The sequence below is a fragment of the Mesoflavibacter zeaxanthinifaciens subsp. sabulilitoris genome (assembly GCF_014191595.1).
Lineage (GTDB): Bacteria > Bacteroidota > Bacteroidia > Flavobacteriales > Flavobacteriaceae > Mesoflavibacter > Mesoflavibacter zeaxanthinifaciens.
In genome coordinates this window covers 76671-99197 of sequence record NZ_JACHWV010000002.1, presented here as the reverse complement: position 1 = coordinate 99197, position 22527 = coordinate 76671, and the positions used below count along the sequence as shown (strand labels likewise).

General features: G+C 30.6%; 18 protein-coding genes and 1 tRNA gene. 6 read left to right on the top strand and 13 right to left on the bottom strand.

Features of this window, described 5'->3' with window-relative positions; genetic code table 11:
- Window positions 1-21: 21 nt before the first annotated feature.
- Both FHS04_RS03220 and FHS04_RS03215 read left to right on the top strand, forming a co-directional pair.
- Entirely contained in the window at window positions 22-1176 is a 1155-nt protein-coding gene (locus FHS04_RS03220) for a DNA polymerase III subunit (RefSeq protein ID WP_106680789.1), read from the top strand.
- Window positions 1177-1233: 57 nt separating this feature from the next.
- Window positions 1234-1629: a DoxX family membrane protein gene (locus tag FHS04_RS03215; protein ID WP_027879334.1), complete on the top strand. Its 396-nt coding sequence runs from the start codon at window positions 1234-1236 to the stop codon at window positions 1627-1629.
- 1 nt (window position 1630) lies between these two features.
- Here FHS04_RS03215 and FHS04_RS03210 read toward each other — a convergent pair whose 3' ends face one another.
- From FHS04_RS03210 to FHS04_RS03185, 6 genes are all read right to left on the bottom strand, one after another.
- Window positions 1631-3349 (bottom strand): hypothetical protein, encoded by a 1719-nt coding sequence (locus tag FHS04_RS03210; RefSeq protein WP_106680791.1) that lies wholly within the window; start codon window positions 3347-3349, stop codon window positions 1631-1633.
- Window positions 3350-3480: 131 nt separating this feature from the next.
- Window positions 3481-3993 (bottom strand): OmpH family outer membrane protein, encoded by a 513-nt coding sequence (locus FHS04_RS03205; RefSeq protein WP_027879336.1) that lies wholly within the window; start codon window positions 3991-3993, stop codon window positions 3481-3483.
- Window positions 3994-4225: 232 nt separating this feature from the next.
- The gene (locus tag FHS04_RS03200; RefSeq protein ID WP_106680793.1) at window positions 4226-5077 is read right to left on the bottom strand and encodes a class I SAM-dependent methyltransferase; all 852 of its coding nucleotides are present in this window, start codon (window positions 5075-5077) and stop codon (window positions 4226-4228) included.
- Between the two features lie 76 nt (window positions 5078-5153).
- Window positions 5154-7025: a tRNA uridine-5-carboxymethylaminomethyl(34) synthesis enzyme MnmG gene (gene mnmG / locus FHS04_RS03195; RefSeq protein ID WP_106680795.1), complete on the bottom strand. Its 1872-nt coding sequence runs from the start codon at window positions 7023-7025 to the stop codon at window positions 5154-5156.
- A gap of 71 nt (window positions 7026-7096) precedes the next feature.
- Window positions 7097-7516 carry an rRNA maturation RNase YbeY gene (gene ybeY / locus FHS04_RS03190; protein ID WP_106680797.1) on the bottom strand — a complete coding sequence of 140 codons (420 nt, stop codon included), beginning with the start codon at window positions 7514-7516 and terminating at the stop codon, window positions 7097-7099.
- Complete coding sequence (locus FHS04_RS03185; protein ID WP_260155818.1) at window positions 7509-10988, bottom strand: DUF4175 family protein; 3480 nt, start codon at window positions 10986-10988, stop codon at window positions 7509-7511. Before FHS04_RS03185 ends, ybeY begins: the two co-directional genes overlap by 8 nt.
- Before the next feature lie 131 nt (window positions 10989-11119).
- Here FHS04_RS03185 and gltX point away from each other — a divergent pair, with 131 nt between their 5' ends.
- Window positions 11120-12631, top strand: coding sequence for a glutamate--tRNA ligase (gene gltX / locus FHS04_RS03180; protein ID WP_106680800.1), 1512 nt, complete (start codon window positions 11120-11122; stop codon window positions 12629-12631).
- Window positions 12632-12891: 260 nt separating this feature from the next.
- On the opposite strand, the gene FHS04_RS03175 is transcribed toward gltX, so the two are convergent.
- On the bottom strand, window positions 12892-13572 hold the full coding sequence (locus tag FHS04_RS03175) for an outer membrane beta-barrel protein (RefSeq protein WP_106680803.1): 681 nt from the start codon (window positions 13570-13572) through the stop codon (window positions 12892-12894).
- A gap of 75 nt (window positions 13573-13647) precedes the next feature.
- Between FHS04_RS03175 and FHS04_RS03170 the strand changes: the two genes are divergently transcribed.
- Window positions 13648-14571 carry an SPFH domain-containing protein gene (locus FHS04_RS03170; protein ID WP_027879343.1) on the top strand — a complete coding sequence of 308 codons (924 nt, stop codon included), beginning with the start codon at window positions 13648-13650 and terminating at the stop codon, window positions 14569-14571.
- A 47-nt stretch (window positions 14572-14618) separates the two neighbouring features.
- On the opposite strand, the gene FHS04_RS03165 is transcribed toward FHS04_RS03170, so the two are convergent.
- The gene (locus FHS04_RS03165) at window positions 14619-14828 is read right to left on the bottom strand and encodes a hypothetical protein (protein WP_027879344.1); all 210 of its coding nucleotides are present in this window, start codon (window positions 14826-14828) and stop codon (window positions 14619-14621) included.
- Window positions 14829-14969: 141 nt separating this feature from the next.
- Window positions 14970-16970, bottom strand: coding sequence for a glutamine--tRNA ligase/YqeY domain fusion protein (locus FHS04_RS03160; protein ID WP_106680806.1), 2001 nt, complete (start codon window positions 16968-16970; stop codon window positions 14970-14972).
- Window positions 16971-17122: 152 nt separating this feature from the next.
- Between FHS04_RS03160 and folB the strand changes: the two genes are divergently transcribed.
- Both folB and FHS04_RS03150 read left to right on the top strand, forming a co-directional pair.
- The gene (gene folB / locus FHS04_RS03155; protein WP_106680808.1) at window positions 17123-17494 is read left to right on the top strand and encodes a dihydroneopterin aldolase; all 372 of its coding nucleotides are present in this window, start codon (window positions 17123-17125) and stop codon (window positions 17492-17494) included.
- Window positions 17495-17538: 44 nt separating this feature from the next.
- Window positions 17539-17609 (top strand) — tRNA-Cys (locus tag FHS04_RS03150).
- Window positions 17610-17777: 168 nt separating this feature from the next.
- Here the strand turns inward: FHS04_RS03150 and FHS04_RS03145 are convergent.
- From FHS04_RS03145 to FHS04_RS03130, 4 genes are all read right to left on the bottom strand, one after another.
- On the bottom strand, window positions 17778-18458 hold the full coding sequence (locus tag FHS04_RS03145) for a LysE family translocator (RefSeq protein ID WP_027879347.1): 681 nt from the start codon (window positions 18456-18458) through the stop codon (window positions 17778-17780).
- A gap of 154 nt (window positions 18459-18612) precedes the next feature.
- A complete protein-coding gene (locus FHS04_RS03140; protein ID WP_106680811.1) occupies window positions 18613-19287 on the bottom strand; it encodes a head GIN domain-containing protein in 675 nt (224 codons plus the stop codon).
- Between the two features lie 120 nt (window positions 19288-19407).
- Window positions 19408-19701 carry a heavy metal-binding domain-containing protein gene (locus tag FHS04_RS03135; protein ID WP_106680813.1) on the bottom strand — a complete coding sequence of 98 codons (294 nt, stop codon included), beginning with the start codon at window positions 19699-19701 and terminating at the stop codon, window positions 19408-19410.
- A gap of 93 nt (window positions 19702-19794) precedes the next feature.
- Window positions 19795-22035, bottom strand: coding sequence for a ribonuclease R family protein (locus tag FHS04_RS03130; protein ID WP_106680816.1), 2241 nt, complete (start codon window positions 22033-22035; stop codon window positions 19795-19797).
- Window positions 22036-22527 lie beyond the last annotated feature (492 nt).

Sequence of the window (22527 nt, the reverse complement as noted above, 5' to 3'; positions counted from 1 at the left end):
GAAGAAAACTATATTTGCTTTATGCTTTTTAGTGATATTTTAGGACTTCAACATATAAAAAAACACCTTACAACTAGTGCTGACCATGGTCGTATACCACATGCACAGTTATTTATAGGACCAGAAGGGTCTGGTACATTACCTATGGCTATTGCCTATGCACAATACATTTTGTGTGGTAACAGCAATGCAGAAAACGATGGTAATAATCAAGCTTGCAACTTAAAGTTTAATAATTATTCGCATCCAGATTTACATTTTGCCTTCCCGGTAACTACAACAGATAAGGTAAAAAAACATCCAGTTAGCAGTGCTTTTTTAGAAGAATGGAGGCAATTACTAACCCAACAACCTTACGGAAATTTATTTGACTGGTACAGACTTTTAGGTGTAGATAATAAACAAGGACAAATTGGTGTAGATGAAGCCCAAGATATAGTTAAATCTCTTAGCCTTAAAGCTTATGAAGGTGGCTATAAAATTATGCTAATTTGGATGGCAGAAAAGCTTAACACGCAAGCAGCTAATAAGCTTCTTAAGTTAATTGAAGAACCGCCAAATAAGACTATTTTTTTATTAATTGCCGAAGACGAAGAGCAAATTATAAATACCATTAGATCACGTTGCCAAATTATACATTTTCCGCCATTAGCAGAAGAAGATATAAAAAACGGATTGATAAAACAGTTTGATATTAATGAAGCTGATGCTACTAAAATTGCACATCAAGCCGAAGGTAATTATAACAAAGCATGCGATTTAGTCTATCATGATAGCGAAGACACTCAGTTTGAAAAATGGTTTATATTTTGGATTAGATCTGCTTTTAAAGCTAAAGGAAACAAAGCTGCAATACACGATTTAATTGGTTGGAGCGAAGAAATTGCAAAAACAGGTAGAGAGACACAAAAGCAATTTTTAAACTTCTGTTTAGACTTTTTTAGACAAGCCTTACTGCTTAATTACGGTGCTGAGGATTTGGTGTTTTTTGAAGCTAAAGCTGAAAAATTTGACTTGTCAAAATTTGCTCCTTTTGTGCACAATAACAATATTTTAGATATTTCTAACGAGTTACAAGATGCAATTTATCATATAGAACGTAACGGTAACTCTAAAATAATTTTAACTGATTTATCTATAAAATTAACTAGACTTTTACACGCTAAGCAAGAGTAGTTTTAAGCTAAAATTTCCTTTATAATTTTAATATCTTTAAATATAAACTAATTAACTATGATTTCTATTTTAGACCACATTACCGAAATAATTTTATTACTTTTTTTAGCCATCACTTTTTTACAATCTGGATTAGATAAAATTTTAGATTGGAAAGGAAATATTGGTTGGTTAAAAGAACATTTTTCTAAAACTTTTATGGGAAAGATAGTAGAAATTAACGTTGCCATTATCTTAATAATAGAAGTTATTGCTGGTATTTTGGCAGTTTTAGGTATATACCAACTTATAGTTAATGATAACTCTACTTTAGGGTTTTATGCTGCTATTTTAAGCGCTATTACATTACTTTTATTATTGTTTGGGCAGCGTGTAGCTAAAGATTATGACGGTGCAAGAACTATTGTTATCTATTTAATTCCTACTCTTTTTGCTTTGTATTTAATGCAATAGATTAAAAGTCTGTCATATTTACCTTAAATACCCAGTTGTCTTTAAAAAGATTTTGTTCTAAATACGATTTATGTTGCATGTAAGCATCATAAAAGTTTTCTGTATGAAAGATATAAACATAGTAAAGTTTATTTTTTTCATCTATTAAAAAATCGCTATTATATCCTTTTTCTTTTAAGTCTTTTTGCCAATTAAAAGCATTTTGAGGTGAAGAAAAAAACTTTGTAATAACGTAATATCCTTTTTTAGCACCTTCAATCTCTGCTGCATTTTTTTCTAAGACAAGTTTAAATTGTTGAGTTTCTAAAGGCTTTTCTTTAATCTTTAAAGCTTCAACATAAGTAGAAGAACTAATAATAACATTGCTTTGCTTTATTTGTTGTTGCTGGTAACCAGATGTAGCTACTTTTGGGCTTAAAGAATTTTTATCCTCTTGTTCTTGGATAACTTCTGGTTTTTTAAGCACAACATTTTCTGCTTTAACTTCATTATTTACAACTGTTGATTTAATCTTTGTTTCTGCTTTAATTTCTATTTTTTCCTCAACTACTTTTGGCTGTTCTTCTTCTCTTGTTGTAGATTTTATAACCATAGCTTTTTCGGGTAAATTTACTTCTATTTCATTGAAAAAAGATTTACTGATTTCAGTTTCAAAAGCAGTAAAAAACAAGTAAAACCGGTCTTCTTTTGTGTTAAAAAGTAGCTCTACATTATCCGTATTATTATCTATAACTATTTCTTTATTTTTTGGTACTTCTAGACGTGCAATATCAAAGCCTAAGGTGTTTTTACTATCCGGAAAACGCTTAATATTACTATCTATACTGCTATTAAAAAAGTTTTTTTCTTGTCTGTTTATTGTACTTAATCGTATTGCTGTTTTAAGATTAGGATTTGCTATTATACACTCGTCTTCAGTAATATCTGCATCACCTTCTAACGTTGCTAAAGTTAGATTTGTATTTATTTCTCCTTGTTCTGGAGATTTAAAATCTTTCAAATTTATAACAACAGGCTCTGTACCAACATGAGCAAAACCATTAAATGTTGTGATGTATTTTGGTTGTTCGGTTGGTGCTTCATAAACAATATAAAGCATCCAACCTGCTGAGCTTCCACCAGCAACAAAACCTTCTGTAGCGTGTATGTTTGCAACTGTAATTTCGCCATTTTTTTCTTCGGCATTTTGTAATAAACTAGTTACATCTGCATAACAAGCGTAAGGAGAATTTAGATGAAAACCACTTTTTTTATAGCCATCAAATATAACTGTTCCTGTAATTGTTTGATAAGATTGGTTTGGTAGTTTTAATTTAATATTTCTTATTAAAGAACGGTTTTTCTGTCTTTTTCCTGAGAAGAAATGTTGCCCGTTTTGAGAGCGTCTTTCTCCTTTAATATAACTATACGTTGCTGTCCAATAAAGTGCCGCATAAACTATATTGTTTTGATTTTCAGGAAGTTGAATATAAGAAGAACTAGAATTAAATGTAGAATCATCATTATCAACATCTACAAATGTCATTGGTATATCATCGTTAGCAATTGATGATTCATTAAATGGTGTGGTTTTTTCTTTACTTAAACTATTATTACCAATAACCATTGCATCTCCATATACATAAAACGATTTTTCCGTTTTAAATGAAGTTGCAACTTGAGCGTTAAGTTGATAAAAAAAAGTAAAGAAAATGATTAAATGCGTTAGCAATTTTCTCATAGTCTTTTATAAATGATTAATAGCACGATAAATATAATTAAAACTATGAAAACAACTGATAAATAACAGTTTATAAATAAAAAAAAGCGTTAAACCGAAGTCTAACGCTTTTTTTATAAGTAAATATTTAATTACTTTTTGTAATTATTATCTAAGTCTTTTATAATTGTTTCTGTAAGGTCATATTCATCTTTTGCATACATAACGCTTGGAGAAGACTCTACAGTACCTAAAATAACATCAAAACCATTTGTTTTACCGTATTTTTTAACATAATCCTTAACCTTAGTAATTAAAGAATCCATTTCTTCTTGATAAGGTTTAGATATTTGTTGTTGCTCCATTTGAAATTGTTGCTGCAACATTTGCTGTTTTTGACCAAGCTCTTCATATTTAGCTTGAGCTTTAGATTGACTCATTTTTTGAGCTTCCATCTGGAATTTTTGAGCTTCCATTTGAAAAGCTCTTCCTATACTATCCTTTTTAGCATTAAAAGCATTAAGCTTTGTTTCGTATTTTTTTTCTAAATCAACTTTCTCTTGCATTTCGTTAATTACTTTTCCGTTGTCAACATATCCTATTTTCTGTTTTTGACAAGAAGTAATAAAAATTGCAATAGATAAAACCGCTAATATTTTTTTCATCTTAATTTTTGTTTTAATGAATTTTCGCAAATGTATAAAAATTAAAAAGTGATAAACACATTTTATGTAAATATTGTACTAATAAGCAAAATCTATTTTAATTTAATTTTAAAATAATTATTAGCTATGAAAAACAACTTCAAATAAAGCGATTTAAGACACTTTCTAAAAAAGGTAAGGTTATCTGTTGTTTAAGACTAAAAATTAACCTTATGCTTTTTTAAAATAAGTTTTAACTGTTTTTAAGCACATAAATTAGCGAAGAATACTCACTAGTACGACTTGCATTTAAATTAGATCGTAATCCGTTATAAAAACCTTTAAAAATATTTTTACGTCCAGATTTATATTGTTCAGAAAGTAAGCTAACATAAAATGCATCAAATAGCATTGGTTTAAGTTGTTCTATTTCCATATCAATAGAAGCAAATAATTTTGATATTGAATTTTGATCAAAATGCCATAAATGTCTTGGCACATCATAAGCTGCCCAAAACTGATTATAATAGTTTGCATCAAAACTTTTATAATTTGGTACAGCTACCACTAACCTACCTTTAGGTTTTAAAAGTTTTTTTAATATTGAAATTTGATATTCTAAATCTGGAAGATGTTCTAAAACATGCCAAAGTGTAATTACATCAAAACTATTAGATTCAAAATTATTTAACTGTTCGATATCAAAAACTGCGTTTTCTGTTTTTTGATTTGCTATTGTTCTTGCTTCTGCATTTGGTTCGATTCCAGAAACTATCCAATTATTGTCTTTAGCTGTTTTTAAAAAATCTCCTGTACCGCAACCTACATCTAAAAGTGTTTTTGTTTCGGTTTTAAAACCATTGATTAGTTTTAGTTTTTGTTTTAAAGAAAAACGTCTAACTAAATGATATGCTTTTTCAAACCAATTTCGTTTTGCATCTGTGTGAGAAATGTAATCTTCCGTTTTATAATATTCTGAAAGTTGATTAGTTTTTGGTTGAGGAAAAGTCTCTAAAAAACCATATTTTTCATTCTCCTTTAATTGAAACATTTCACCAGAAACGGAATGATCTTTTATATATAATTGTGTTTTTTCTTTACTCATAAATTAAAATCTAATCAAAAAAAAGGGAAGAATTGAAACTAAAAAAAATAAACGTTCCACGTGGAACGTTTAAAATTTATCGTCCCAAATACACCAATAAAACAGAAATATCTGCAGGAGAAACACCACTTACTCTTGATGCTTGAGATATGGTTACAGGTTGAATTTTATTTAATTTTTCACGTGCTTCCATACTCATCGATTTAAGTTTTGAGTAATCAAAATTATCTGGTATTCTGATATTTTCTAGACGCGTTAGTTTATCTGCGTTATTTTTTTCTTTAGCTATATATCCTGAATATTTTACTTGTATTTCGGTCTGTTCTATAATCTCATTATCTAGATTATGTTCTTCGATGTAATTTGAAACAGACTCGATTTTTTTCATATCTTCAATATCAATATTTGGTCTAGCAAAAATCTTAAACATCTTATCTTGCTGTTTCATTAATGAAGAATTTTTAGACTCTAAAATCGGATTTATTTCTCCTGTAGTCACACTAGTATTTTGAAAAAACTCTACAAACTTTTCTGCTTGTTCATGTTTTTCTTCCATACGTTTCAAACGTTTTTCAGATGCTAAACCAAGCTCATATCCTTTTGGTGTTAATCTTAAATCGGCATTATCTTGACGTAATAACGTCCTGTATTCTGCGCGAGAGGTAAACATACGATACGGTTCTTTTGTTCCTTTAGTAATTAAATCGTCAATTAAAACACCTATGTAAGCTTCGTCTCTTTTTAAGATAAATTCATCTCTTTCTTGAACTTTTAACGCTGCATTGATACCCGCCATTAAACCTTGAGAAGCTGCTTCTTCGTAACCCGTTGTTCCGTTAATTTGACCGGCAAAATATAATCCTTCTACTAACTTAGTTTCTAAAGTATGCTTTAATTGTGTAGGCGGAAAATAATCATACTCTATAGCATAACCAGGTCTAAAGAATTTGACATTTTCAAACCCTTCTACAGAGCGTAGAGCTTTAAATTGTACATCTTCTGGTAATGAAGTTGAAAAGCCATTTATATAATATTCGACAGTATTCCAACCTTCAGGTTCTACAAATAATTGATGTCTATCTTTATCTGCAAAACGGTTAATTTTATCTTCAATAGAAGGACAATATCTAGGTCCTAAACTTTTTATACGACCATTGAACATTGGTGAACGATCAAAACCACCTCTTAATAAATCATGTACTTTTTCACTTGTATAAGCAAGATGACAACTACGTTGTTGAGTTAACGGTTTTGTGATATCTAAATAAGAAAATTTATCAGGATTTTCATCACCAGGTTGTTCAATCATTTTAGAAAAGTCTAAAGATCTTCCATCAACTCTTGGAGGCGTTCCGGTTTTCATTCTACCGGATTCAAAACCTAAATCAACTAGTTGTTCTGTAATACCTGTTGCTGCTTTTTCTCCTGCTCTACCACCACCAAAATTTTTATCTCCAATATGAATTAAGCCATTTAAAAATGTTCCGTTAGTTAGTACAACAGACTTTGCTTTTATTTCAATTCCAAGCGACGTAACTACACCTTCAACCTTACCATTATTGACTAAAAGACCTCTAACCATTTCTTGATAAAAATCTAAGTTAGGTGTGTTTTCTAACATCAATCTCCAGTCTTCTGCAAAGCGCATACGATCGCTTTGTACCCTTGGACTCCACATTGCAGGTCCTTTAGATTTGTTCAACATTTTAAATTGAATTGCAGATGTGTCACTAACAATACCAGAATAGCCACCAAGCGCATCTATCTCTCTTACAATTTGTCCTTTTGCAATTCCTCCCATAGCAGGATTACAAGACATTTGAGCAATGTTTTGTAAATTCATAGTTACTAATAAGGTTTTACTACCCATATTAGCAGCTGCAGCTGCAGCTTCGCTACCAGCATGTCCTGCTCCAACAACTATTACATCGTAAACTTCGTTAAACATATTATTTTGATTGTTCCACGTGGAACGTTTTTAAAATTCGACTTAAATTTGGCGTGCAAATATACAACAAACTATGACATTTCTTTTAACATGAAAAGTGCTTCGTCTTCTTTAGCGCGCATTAGTTTGGCATCATCTTCGGTCTTATCTTTAAAACCACAATAGTGCAAAATACCGTGTATGATTACACGATGTAGTTCTATATTAAAATCTACATCAAAATATTTAGCGTTATCTTCTACCCTTTCAACAGAAATAAAAATATCTCCAGATATAGTTTTTCCTATTGAATAGTCAAAACTAATAATATCTGTTAGGGTATCGTGATTTAAATACTGAACATTTAATCGATGTAAATATTCGTCATCACAAAACACATAACTTATTTCTTCTTTTTTGCAATTATGATGCTCTATAATTTTTGATATCCAACTTGAAGTTTTAGCTTCATCTAATAGCTTAAAATCGGTTTCGTAATTAAAACTAATCATTTTTTTGTTTGAAATATTCTTGTACTTTTTGCTTATAAATTTGCTGCAAAGGTAAGCTTTGTTTATTCAATATTTCGGTAGTATTAAAATATTGTTTTGCTTTGTCTATCTGATTGTTAGTTGTATTAGAAAATGTTTTGGTATTGGTTTCAGATTCACGTTTTGAATCTTGTCCTTGTTGAAAAGTTGCGTTTTCTAACTTTAGTAATTGATGTTTTAATTCCATCATTTTAGTTAAAGTTTCATTAGTAAAGCCTTCATTGATTAATTTTAATTCTACATCTTCCATATCGTTTAAAAGTTTTTTAGCATCACCATTTCCTCTTAAACCATCTTTCTCTAAACGTTGTTCTAGTTGTTGACGTAATAATTGTTGTTCTTGATAAATTTTGAATAATTCGGCATTCATCTGTTCATTAAAGTCTCCTTCTCCTTGTAGACTTCCGCCTTGTCCTTGTCCGTCACCATCTTTACCGCCTTCTTTACCGTTTTTACCTTTTTCTCCTTTGTTTCCTTTATCTCCTTCTTTACCTTGATTACCTTCATTCTCTCCTTTCTGATCACCTTCATTTTTTCCATCTTTGCCAGACTTTTGTTCGCCTTGCTGACCTTGTTGTCCGTCTTTACCTTTTTCGCCTTTTTTCATTGCTTCTTCCATTTTTTTAGCCAATTCTTCTTGACTTATTATAATATCTGGAAGTGGCATATCGCCTTCTCCTTGACCTGGAGATGGCATACCCATTTGGTTTTGCATATTATCTAAAGCAGCACTTAAAAAATTAGCTAGATTATTAGCAGACGTTAACGCATATTGTTGTGAAGATACACCTTGATATAATTGATTTTCTGATAACTGATCTAATGCTTTATCAATATTAAAATACACATCATTAATTTCTTTATTGATTTGTTCTGAGAATTGTGGTTGTCTTAAAGAAATTGCAAATAAACTATCGTCTACATGCTCAAAATGTGTACGTAAATCGTATTGCTTTTTTAAGTACTTAGCATATTCATTATGGTTGACTTCTATACTTTTAAACTTGTTCATTAAGTCTTCTTCATCAAAAGAAAATACGACTAAATTATCAATGATTTGTCTAAGCATTTCTATATCTTCTTGCAATTGTTTTTTACTACCTGAAGACATTTGCATTTGCATACTCATACTCATCTGTTTCATTTTTTGAGCTGCATTTTTTTGATTTTGTTTTGCAGAATTTTGTTTATCCTGCTTTTGTTTTGGGTCAGTAGATTGTTCTTTTTTTTCTAAATCTTCACTTGCCTGTTGTTGATCTTCTTTAATGTTTTCCTCTGTATTTTTATTACGAGGTATATCCATAGGCGATTTTAAATCGTCATTTTCTTTTTCTAAATCTTCAAGTTGTTTCTGGATGTCTTCAAACTTTTTATTTAGTTCGTCTTGCTTCTCTTTGGTATTTTTTTCTGAATCTTGATTAGCTAATTTATCTTGTTCTTTGGCTAATTTATCAAGCTCATCACTAATTTTTTCCATCTTTTTGGACACGTAGTAGCGTTTGGTCAATTCTAATAATTGCTCCATACTACGCTTTTGGTTTTTAGCTTGTTTAGCAAGATTATCTAATTTCTCAGTAAACTCTTCTTTTTGAAACTTTTCTTTAAGTTTCTCTAATTCTTCAAGTAGCTTTTCATCTTTTTTTAATTGCTCTTCGTTATCTTTTAATCGCTCTTGTAACTTTTCTTTAAATAAATCTTCTTTTGGATTATCCTTTTGAAATTCTTCTAAATTATTTTGAAGCTTTTTGTTGAATTGCTTCATCATGTCTTCTTGTTGCTTTTGACGCTTCAAGAAATTTTGAAGTTTCTTCTTATCGTTATAATTAAGTTGAGCTTTCTCTTTTTGCGTTTTTGAAATCTCTTTAAGTTGTTGTTCTTGTTTTTGAAAATTTTCAAGAGATTTGTTAAGATTTTTTATAGTTTCGTTTTGCTCGTTAAGTTGCTTTTGTTCTTCTTCGTCTTTAGTACGCTTTCTGTATGTAAACACAGAACTTTTTGTGCTTTTGTTTTTATTTACCGCATCGTTATCAAAAACTTCAAAATACAACTCGTAAGGTATACCGGCTTCTATATCTAAATTATTTGGGAAAGCAGTTAAAAACTCATCAAAATTAGAAGATGAAATAGGTATGTTTTTTACAATTTTATTGGTTTCATTTTCTGATGGATAATAAACTAATTGTAATTTAGATAAGCCATAATCGTCACTAATTTGACCTTTAAAATACAAGGTTTGTTGGTCTAAGCTATCTGTTTTAGATTCAATTTTAAGTTCTGGATATTGATCTTTAATAACCGAAATACTATACGCTAAATTCTCGTAATTTTTAAGGTTTTTATTACTTGTGCTAATGTTATAGTCTAAATTATTATAAACGCGTTTAGAGGCTTTAAAAACACCATTTTCTTCTGTAGTAAACGCTAAAGTATCTATACTAATTAAATCGACTTGATCGGTTGCTTTGGTGTTAAGTTGCCAAGTAATTTGTGTGCCTTGTGGTACAACTGCATTACCAATACCTTTTAAAACTTCGTTACGTTTGTTGGTATAGTTTGGATAATTTAAAACCATCTGAAAATTTAACAATGTTGGGACTTCTACAACATGTAATGTATATGGTTTTGAGTTAACACCATTAGCAGATAAATTAAAAGTAATGTCTTGTTTTGGTTGCTCAAAAACATACTCAAAAGTACTTGGTTGACGCTGTTGCAAAAAATAAGACTGATCGTTAAAATTGATTTGTGCATCTTCCGGAACAACATCTCCTTCGGTTTGTACAAATAACCTGAAGGTTTTGTTTTCTTCAGTTTGCAAACTTTCATTTATAACAAAAAAACTGAAAGGTGCTGGCGGCTCATATGCAGTTTGATAATTTACTACTCTTTTATAACTATCTGTAAACCAATTAGTTTTTCCTAACACAAAGCTAAATAATAAAATAGCAATAGGAATAACGGCGTATTTTAAATATTTAGTGTTTTGTTTAAAATTAATCGCAAAATTGAAAGGAATTGGGCTTAATTCTTCAGCTTTTTGATCGATGCTGGCTAGAAGTAATTCGCTGTTATCGTTAGTTTCTTTTAGTTGAAGTACATTAAGTAACTTATCATTAACTTCAGGAAAATGATTACCAATAATCGCCGATGCTTGTTTATAGTTAATACCTTTTTGAAGTTTAAATAACTTGGCTAAAGGCAATGCAATAAATTTGATAAACAAGCCAACCTCAACTGCAATAAACAACCAAAATAAAACTGTACGTAAACCAGAATTTAACCACAGAAAATATTCAATTAGTAACGTAATAATAAGATATAACAAGCCAATACTAAAAAACAGGATAGCGCCTTTAATCAACTCATTAGTGTAATATTTTCTAATAAATTGTTCTAATTTGGTTTGTATGATATTGAAGTTATTCAAAGCCATCGTTTTAATTAACTTACTAAAATACAGTTTTTATTTTTTTATGTCTGTTAAAGGCGCTTAAAACTTGTTTTTAAATAGTTCTTTGTGTTTCTTCTACTCTATTCTATCTTTGCACTTTCAAACCAAAAGAAATGTCAAAACAAGTTAGAGTGCGTTTTGCACCAAGTCCTACAGGACCTTTACATATTGGCGGCGTACGTACCGCATTATTTAATTATTTATTTGCAAAAAAATACAACGGTACTTTTGTGCTACGTATAGAAGATACAGACCAAAACCGTTATGTAGAAGGTGCAGAACAATACATTATAGATAGTTTAAATTGGTGTAATATTCCGTTTGATGAAGGTCCAAATAAAAATGAAAAATTTGGTCCATACAGACAAAGTGAACGTAAAGACTTATACAAACAATATGCCGATCAATTAATTAAAAGTGGTCATGCCTATTACGCATTTGATACTGCAGAAGCACTTGATGCACACAGAAAAGACCATGAAGCTAAAGGAAAAACGTTTATCTACAATTGGCATAACAGAGAAAAATTAAGCAACTCTTTATCGCTTAGAGCGGAAGACGTGCAAGCTAAATTAGATGCTGGTGAAGATTATGTAATTCGATTTAAAAGTCCGCAGGATCAAACACTTCATCTTAAAGATATTATTCGTGGTGATATTAAAATTGATACCAACATTTTAGATGATAAAGTTTTGTTTAAAGCAGACGGAATGCCAACCTATCACCTAGCTAATATTGTTGATGACCATTTAATGGAAATTACGCACGTTATTAGAGGTGAAGAATGGCTACCAAGTCTTGCTTTACATTACCAATTATACGATGCTTTTGGTTGGGAAGCACCAGAATTTGCTCATTTACCGTTAATCCTAAAACCAACAGGAAAAGGAAAATTAAGTAAACGTGATGGCGATAAATTAGGATTTCCTGTATTTCCTTTAGAATATATATCTCCAGAAGGTGATGTTTCAAAAGGTTATAAAGAAGATGGATATTTTGCTGAAGCTGTTGTTAACTTTTTAGCCTTTTTAGGATGGAACCCTGGAACAGAACAAGAAATATTTAGTTTAGAAGAACTTATAGAAGCGTTTGATTTATCTAAGGTGAATAAAGCCGGAGCACGTTTTGATCCAGATAAAATTAAATGGTTTAATCACCATTACATGCAAGAACAAAATAATGATGATTTAGCTGAAGCGTTTAAACAAAACCATGAAGCATTAAAGGACATAGATGTTAATTACATATCAATGGTTGTTGGATTAATTAAAGAACGTGCAACATTTGTAAACGACTTTTGGGATTTAAGTAATTTCTTCTTTGTGGCTCCAACAGAATATGACGAAAAAGCTTTTAAAAAAGCCATTAAAGACGATACAAAATCTATAATGACCGAAGTAAAATCTATCATAAATAACATTGAAAATTTTGAAGTAGAAACACTTCAAAACGATGTAAAAGGTTGGATTACGTCTAACGACATTGGTTTTGGTAAAGTGATGATGCCACTACGTTTAGCCTTAGTTGGTGCATTACAAGGACCAGATGTTTTTGACATCATGTACATGATTGGTAAAAACGAAACTGTTAAACGTATTGATAGTTTAATTGAAAATATAGGTTAAAATATTAATCAAACCCTTTGTACATTTTGATTTCAATTTTATAATAAAACGTCAGTTCGAGTGATTTTGAGGAACGAAAAATTGTATCGAGAACTTGTTTGGATTAAAAAATTCTATTCTCGATACTGATTTTACTCATTTTCAATCGTAAAATCCACTCGAATTGACGAATTTTTTTATGATACACAATAGAATAATACATAAACAAAAAAGCCTCTAATATTTAGAGGCTTTTTTTATTAATTTATTTGGTATAAATTTTAAAACGTTATCAATAAAGCTATGGTTAACATGCTTTGATTTCCTTTAAATTTTTTATTAGTAAAATTAGCAGCATTAGAATCATTTAAATCACCAAGTATATTAGTAAAACCATAGATATATTGTCCTCTTATTTTAAAGTTTTCAAAACCTGCGGTTAATCCAACAGCACCATTCACATTAAAATTAGTAATATCTACAAAATCTTTAGCCAATAAACTATCAAACTCTGCAACAAACCATTCTTCTTGACCTTCGTCATCAAATTCTAAATCACTATTGTACTGTAAAACTGGTCCAAAATCTAAAGTTAAATATGGTCCTGCTAATTTTGCATGTACTAAAAAAGCAACTTGAGCGGTTAAAATCTTGTAATCTATAGGCTCAAAATTGCTGCTTAAAGCAGATGCAAATCCGTTTACACTCATCTTATTTTCAGATAATTGCATACCATAACTTACATTGTACCATTTATGAGGAATATCTACCGTTGCAGACATATGTGCTAACCAACCTGTATTACTTTTAGTTTCAAAATTATCAGTAATAATATCAAACTGAGTCAATCCACCACCAAGAGCAAATCCGTTTTTTATGTTGTAAGAACTTCTTTGTGCAAAAGAAAATGTAACAAATAGACTACAAATTGCTACTAATAGATAAAGTTTAAATTTTTTCATTACTAATAATATAGATTAGTGAACAAATATAACTTAAATTAGTAATCAATAAAGTAAAACCAAAAACCATTAATTATGCCTTTTTTAATTCCTATTGTAGTCTTAGGACTAATCATTTTAATTTCAGCATTTTTTGTTGTTAAACAACAAACTGCAGTAATTATAGAACGCTTTGGTAAATTTCATAGTATAAGACAATCTGGTCTTCACTTAAAAATTCCTTTAATAGATAAAATTGCTGGTCGATTAAGCTTAAAAATTCAGCAATTAGATGTCATTGTAGAAACTAAAACATTAGACGATGTATTTGTTAGACTTAAAGTTTCTGTACAATACCGTGTGTTAAGTCAAAAAGTGTACGATGCCTTTTATAAGTTAGATTATCCGCATGAGCAAATTACAAGTTATGTATTTGATGTGGTACGTGCAGAAGTACCTAAGATGAAATTAGATGACGTTTTTGTTAAAAAAGATGATATTGCATTAGCGGTGAAAGCTGAGCTAAACGACGCGATGTTAGACTATGGATTTGACATTATTAAAACTCTTGTAACAGATATAGATCCTGATGCACAAGTAAAAGCTGCAATGAACCGTATTAATGCTGCAGAACGTGAAAAAACTGCTGCACAATATGAAGGTGATGCACAACGTATTTTAATTGTTGAAAAAGCTAAAGCTGAAGCTGAAAGTAAACGTTTACAAGGTCAAGGTATTGCAGATCAAAGACGCGAGATTGCACGTGGATTAGAAGAGTCTGTGGAAGTTTTAAACCGTGTTGGTATTAATAGTCAAGAAGCATCTGCTTTAATAGTTGTAACGCAGCATTACGATACGCTACAATCATTAGGTGAAGAAACTAATAGTAACTTAATCTTATTACCAAATGCGCCACAAGCTGGAAGTAATATGCTAAACGAAATGGTTGCAAGTTTTACCGCAAGTAACCAAATTGGTGAAGCTATGAAAGAAGCTAAACGCAAAAAAGAAGAAGAATAAAATCTAAAATAGTAAACACAAAAAAAGCCTCTATTAAGAGGCTTTTTTTATTTATTTTCTTTTTCATAATTATCTATCAAACTTTGTAAAGAATTTAGATAATCTTCTAAAGATTGTTTATCAATATGTGTTTCGTTATTATCCTTTGGTAATGTAATACGTTGCTCGTCTAAATACTTTTGTAGCTCTGGATAATCTTCTTCTATTTCTCTTGTCTTAGCTGTAATTTTACTTAATAATTCTTGTATTGCGTCCATTTTATTTTTGATTTAAGTTATCCATTCAAAATAATTCAAATCACTTATAAATCAAAAGATTATATACTAAATGGTTGTTAAAATTTATATATATAAAAACCCGCTAAGTAAAACTTAGCGGGTTTTAGTTTGTGTTTTATATTAAGCTAACTGTTGCGCTTCTTCTACTAACAACTTGTTTTTGTCTTCTAATGCTGTATTTATAAACTCATTAATAGCTTCGTTTTTTTCTAAGCCATTTTTAAGTAAAACACCAAGTGTGATCATTGTAATAATACGCGTACCACTTTTCTTTTTAGAAGTATTAAAAAGTGGCTCTACATCTTCATAAGATACGTCTTTGGCTAATTCTAAGATTTCTGCTTTTGCTTTTGCTCTAGCATCATCTGGTAGTCTATCATACTTTTTACCAAAAGACTTTATTTGCTCTATTGCAGGACGATTATTAGTTTGCTTTTGAGGCTGATTCTGGTTTTGTTTTGGTGCTTGTTTTGCCCAACTATCACGTAAACCAACGGTTTTATTAAATACTAAAGCGTCAGATTTAGAATCGTCATCCACATTAAAATACCCTAAACGTTGAAACTGAAACTGCTCTCCTACTTTAGCTTCTGTTAAACTTGGCTCAACAAATGCATTGATGATGTTTAAAGAATTTGGATTTAAAAATTCCATAAAATCTTTACCTTCATGACTGTCTGGCGCTTCGTCCATAAACAGTCTATCATATTCTCTAACTTCAGCTTTTACAGCATGTTTAATAGAAACCCAATGTAACGTTCCTTTTACTTTTTTAGAGGTATCTGTATCGTAAGTACAATGTACTTCCGTAATATTACCTTCAGCATCTTTTACAACTCTTTCAGCTTTGATGATGTACGCATTTTTTAAACGCACTTCACCACCTAATTTTAATCTAAAAAACTTACTTCCTGCTTCTTCTTTAAAATCTTCTTTTTCAATATATATTTCTTTTGAAAAAGGTACTTTTCTAAATCCAGCACTATCGTCTTCTGGGTTATTTTCGGCTTCTAACCATTCTTCTTTATCGTCTGGATAATTAGTAATGACCACTTTTAAAGGATCTAAAACCGCCATAACACGTGGTGCAGTTTTGTTTAAATCCTCACGAACACAAAATTCTAAAAGCGCCACATCAATCACGTTTTCACGCTTTGCAACACCTACTTTTTCTATAAATTGTCTTATTGAATTTGGTGTATAACCTCTACGTCGTAAACCAGAAATGGTTGGCATACGCGGATCGTCCCAACCCGAAACTACCTTCTCTTCTACCAATTTAAGCAACTTACGTTTACTCATAATAGTGTAAGACAGATTCAAACGCGCAAATTCGCGCTGTTTTGGCTGCATTGGATAGGTTTCCTTAGCATAGTCATAAACTTGCTCTTTAAACCAATCGTAAAGCTCTCTATGCGGTTTAAATTCTAAAGAACATAAACTGTGTGAAATTTGCTCTATATAATCGCTTTCGCCATGCGTCCAATCGTACATTGGATAAATGCACCAATCGTTACCAGTACGATGATGATGCTTCTTTAAAATACGATACATAATAGGATCACGCATTAACATATTAGGATGTTGCATGTCTATTTTTGCACGTAAAATATGTTCACCTTCGTTGAATTCGCCATTTTTCATGCGTTCAAAAAGGTCTAAATTTTCTTCTACAGATCGGTTACGATAAGGACCATCTACACCAGGTTGTGTTGGTGTTCCTTTTTGTTCTGCCATCGCTTCAGAAGATTGACTATCTACATACGCCTTTCCGTCTTTTATTAATTGTACAGCCCAATCGTATAATTGTTGAAAATAATCTGAAGAATACAGCTCATTTTCCCATTGGTAGCCTAACCAAGCCACATCTTTTTTAATCGCATCTACATACTCTTGCTCTTCTTTTGCTGGGTTAGTATCGTCAAATCTAAGATTAACAGGCGCATTGTACTTTAATCCTAAACCAAAACTAATACCAATAGCTTTGGTATGACCAATGTGCAAATAGCCATTAGGTTCTGGCGGAAAACGAAAACGTAATTTATCCTTAGCTAATCCATTAGCTAAATCTTCTTCTATAATATGCTCAATAAAATTGAGTGATTTTGTTTCTTCAGACATGTAATTAGGTTTATTTTTAAGTGATTACTGCTATTAATCTACTTTAATAATAAAGTGTAAAATTAGTTATTTTTTAGTTGAAATGAATTGTTCTTTCCTTTAAAAATAGAGCACGTATAATTTTTAGGTATTTTTGTTGAAATTTTATTGAAATGGGAAAAATTAAAGTTGAAAATATTAGAGTATTTGCGCATCACGGTTGTTTAAAAGAAGAAACTGCTATTGGTAGTGATTATCGTGTAGATTTGGAAATTACAGCCAATTTACAACACAGTGCAAAGACAGATCAACTGAAAGATACGGTAGATTACGTGTTTTTAAATAGAATTATTTTTGAAGAAATGAAAGTACCAAGCGCACTTTTAGAGCATGTTGCACGACGTATTTTAAACCGAATTTTTACTGAAGATCAAATGATTAAAAAAGCAACAGTTAGTGTAAGTAAAATAAATCCGCCAATTGGTGGCGATGTAGAGCAAGTAACAATTGTTATGAGTGACAAAAGAAAAAACTTCAAGAAATAGTGTAAAAAGTTTATTTTTTTTACATTTGCTGTCCAATTACAATTGGCGTCTTGGCCGAGTGGCTAGGCAGAGGTCTGCAAAACCTTGTACAGCGGTTCGAATCCGCTAGACGCCTCTAAAAAGAGTTACTTTTTAAGTAGCTCTTTTTTTTATAATTAATTTCGTCGGTTCGAGTGACACGACAAAGGAGTGTTGTATCGAGAACTTTTAATGCAACTACGTCTCGATACAATTTGTTCGTACCTCTCAAATCACTCGAAGTGACGTTGCTTTTTTTAAAATTCTAATCCAAAGGATTAATCTGTTCTATTTTTTCTTTAAGTAATTCTTTTTCTTTTGGGAAGAAACCTTGGACTAGTAATAGCACGCCAAAGCCTAATATTACTAAAGCTACAATCTTTTTAGTCTTGTAAATAAGTCTTGGCGTAAGCTTATTTTTTAAAGCTTTTGCAGCTGTAATTTTTACTAAATCTGCTAAAAAGTAAGTTATTAACATGGTACTAATAAATACTATTACACCATTTTTAGACGTGGTTATAGAATTAGCAATTACAATAAAAGCTACCCAACCTAACAGTACACCAATGTTAATAAAGTTAAGCAAAAAGCCTTTTAAAAATAATTTACCGTAACCTTTTTTAATTTCTACTTTATGATACTCTCTTACTATTTCTCTAAACGATTTTGATGTTTTTATAAATGAAATAAAGCCATAAATAGCTAATAAAACACCTCCAAAAATTAAAAAATTAGGATCTTTTTCAATTTTACCTACCAATTTTTCGGTACTAAAAAATGCAACTACAATAAATAAAATATCTGCTAGAATTACTCCTGCATCAAATATTAAAGCACTTTTAAACCCTTTGGTTGCAGCAGTTTCTAACAAAACAAAAAATACTGGTCCAATAGTAAAAGAAAGTATGATACCAAAAGGAATTGCAGTAAGAATATCGTCAAACATGTTGTATAGCTGGATTGTCTTACAAAGTAAAGAAATTATTTATTGATTATAGAATGCTTATTAACAGAAATAAAAAAAGCTTCAATTTAAAACTGAAGCTTTATATTTTTTAGGTTTAGACTACACTCAACCTAACTGTTCTATAATTAAGTTATTAATCTTTAACTGTAATTGATCCGCCAAAGGTATTCTTTTTAGTAACGGTTCTAGGATTACCATAGATATCAATATCTCCACCAGCAGTAATACGTGCATCTACAGTATCGCTTGCGGTCACTTCTGCTTCTCCAGCAGCACGTACTTTTATGTTTGTATTTTTAGTTTGAAAATCTCGTCCTTCGTAAATTCCACCTGTATTTAATGTAATATTTTGAGTGTTAGCTTTACCTCTAGTTTCTATAATTCCGCCAGTTACAGCTCTAACATTTACAGTGTTTACATCTAATCCTGCAATAATTGTTGCACCTTCTTGGGCACGTAATTCGATCGTGTCTTGCGTGATAAGCTCGTTACCTACAATTTTAGATCCTTCATTAGCATCTATAACTTTTATGTCTTTATAATGTACTGCAACAAAGGTTTTTGTACCATCAAAAATACGGTCTATGTCCATGCGTATTTTTAACATATCGTTTTTAATTACTACTTCCACATCGTCTACATCTTCACCAGTAATAATCACTTTATTTTCGTCAGATTTTACTAGACTTACTTTTATTAAATCGAAAACTTTAACCGTTGTAAAGTCACCTACATGCTGACTTTTTGGGTTTTGTGCAAAGGTATTTAAGCTAAAAACTAAAGCTAAAATAGACAGTAAATATTTCATAATTTTGAAGGTTTTGTTTGTATTAAGAGTCTATTTTTTGATTAGTGTTACAGTTTTATAAATATTTTGTTCTTGATATGATTTTTTAAATATTAAAAAATCACTCGAACCGATGATTATTTATGCAACATTTACTGCTGTACCAACTACTGAAACAAAAAAATAAGAGCCATTTACAGTTTCTATATCAAAACTAATTCCAACTACAGCATTAGCATTTAAATTTTTAGCATTGTCTTGTAACTCTTGAAACGCATGTTCTTTTGCTTCGTTAATTACCGCTTTTGTGATGTCTTTACTTTTTTCGACTTTAAAAGAAAACTTTGTTTTCATTTCAAAAGAAGTACCAGTTACAATGCCTTTATATTCTATTATTTTAAAGCCTTCTATAGTATTTGTTGTGGTTAAAATCATGGTTTATATTTTATTGATTAGTCAGTAAAATTTAAGAAATGTTACAGGTTTGTGTTGCTAATAAATTTTTAATTAAAGATAAATAATAAAGATCTACGCTTCGTGTTTACCAATTAAATCAAAATCTAAATGACGTTTTACTAAGTCTGCTTGTTTTACTTTTACAACAACTTCGTCTCCTAATTGGTACATGTTTTTTGTGTCGCGTCCAACTAATGCAAATTGGTCTTGATCAAACTCGTAATAATCGTCTTTTATATCTCTAATACGCACCATTCCTTCGCATTTATTGGAAATAATTTCGACATAAATTCCCCAATCGGTTACACCAGAAATTACACCAACAAATTCTTCGTCTTTATGATCTTGCATAAACTTAATTTGCATGTATTTTATGCTATCACGTTCGGCTTTTGTCGCTAAATTTTCCATGTTACTTGAGTGCATACATTTTTCTTCATAAATCTCTTCGTTTGCACTTTTTTCGCCATCTAAATAACGTTGTAATAAACGATGCGCCATAACGTCTGGATAACGTCTAATTGGCGATGTAAAATGGCTGTAATAATCAAAAGCTAAACCGTAATGTCCTATGTTATGCGTGGTATATTCGGCTTTAGCCATAGTACGAATTGCTAAAGTATCTACTAAATTTTGCTCTTTTTGACCTTGAACATCTTCTAATAATTTATTTAATGAAGACGAAATACTATCACGACTTTTAAAGTTAAGTTTATGACCAAACCTAGCAACTACGCCTTGTAAAGCAGCTAATTTACTTTCGTCTGGCTCATCATGAACACGATATACAAAGGTTTTTGAAGGTTTCATTTTAGAAACAAACTCTGATACTTTACGGTTGGCTAATAGCATAAATTCTTCTATTAACTTGTTAGCATCTTTACTGGTTTTAAAATGAACGCCTGTTGGATTTGCTTGTTCATCTAAAGTAAATCTTACTTCAACTTTATCAAAACTAATTGCTCCAGAACGCATACGTTTACTACGCATTTTCTTAGCTAATCGGTCTAAAACTAAAATAGCTTCGGCTATATCTGGTTGTGTATTGTATGTTTTACCGGTAAGTGAAACGTCTTCTGGAATTTCGGTTTTAATATGACTCAGACTGCGTTCAGTGATCGTGAAATCTGTGTTATTTTCTATAACAGCTTGCGCTTCTTCATAAGCAAATCTTGCATCACTATAGGTTACGGTTCTTCCAAACCATTGGTCTTTTATTTCGGCTTTTTCATTTAATTTAAATACTGCTGAAAAGGTATATTTTTCTTCATGTGGACGTAAAGAACATGCGCCATTACTTAATATTTCAGGAAGCATTGGCACTACTCTATCTACTAAATAAACAGATGTTGCACGCTCGTAAGCTTCATCATCTAAAATGGTACCTTCTTCTAAATAATGAGAAACGTCTGCAATGTGTATTCCTATCTCGAATAAACCATTTTCTAAAACTTTAAAGGATAATGCATCATCAAAATCTTTTGCGTCTTTAGGATCTATGGTAAAGGTTAAATCTTTACGCATATCGCGACGTTTTTTAATTTCTTCTGGCTTAATAGAGGTATCTATTTGATTTGCAAAATCTTCGACTTCTTTTGGGAATTCGTACGGTAAACCATATTCGGCTAAAATAGCATGGATTTCTGTATTGTGTTCTCCTGGTTTACCAAGAACTTCTTTTACACGACCATTTGGTGAGTCTGCTTTTTCTGGCCAATCTACTAACTCTACTAAGACTTTATCACCATCTTCAGCTTTATTAATTTTGTTAATAGGCACAAAAATATCTGTAGTCATTTTGTTAGAATCTGGGACTACAAATGCAAAATTGTTCTTTTCGTGTATTTGTATAACACCAACATACTGCGTTTTTGCACGCTTAATAATTTGTGTTATTTCGCCTTCTAATTTACCGCGTTTACGACGTTTAAATACATAAAGTTCTACTTCGTCACCATCTAACGCTTTGTTAACATTGTTAGAGGCAATAAAGATATCTTCTTCAAAAGCATAACAAATTACATAGCCAGATCCACGTGAAGAGGCATCAAAAATACCAGTATGATACTCGGTATTTACAACTGCTTTAAACTTACCACGTTCTACTTCTTCTATCTCTTGCTTAGCTTTAAGCTGCGCAAGTTTTTTTATAATTTGGTTACGACTACTAGCATCATTAACGCCTAATTTGGCAGCAATCTGCTTGTAGTTAAAGGTTTTATTACGTTCTTTTCTAAGAATATTTAGAATAGTATTGGTTAGATTAGAAATCTTGTTATGACTAGGTTTTCTTTTCTTTTTCTTTTTTGACATTTATATTTTTTAATGTATTGAATTTCTAAAGTTAAGTGAAATTCGGTTTATAATTAACTTAATTAGTGGGAAGAGAAAGTCATTAAGTTTATACAAAGCTACATTTTTAAAATTAAAATAGAATTAAGGAAGCGTTAAATTAAAGACTTCAAACGTTATTCACATTTATATTATATATCATTTCTTTTCTTTTAAAATTTTAAAAAAATAATTGTAATGATTATTGCTTGTTAATAGCGGTATAACTTTTTAAAGTTTTTATTTGAAATTAAGTTAAACTTGTTCTATTAACAACTTATTAGAGTATTAACTATCTGATTTTAAAGTCTAATTAATATGTTATTAACAACTGTTTGTAACGTAAATTGACAATTAACTTTTAATAAATATTTTTAAAATTGACGTTGAAAATTGACATTTTAGTGCTAATAAGTTTACAAAAAATTAAGGTTAACTATTTTGGTTGTTAACTAAACGTTACGGATTGTAAAT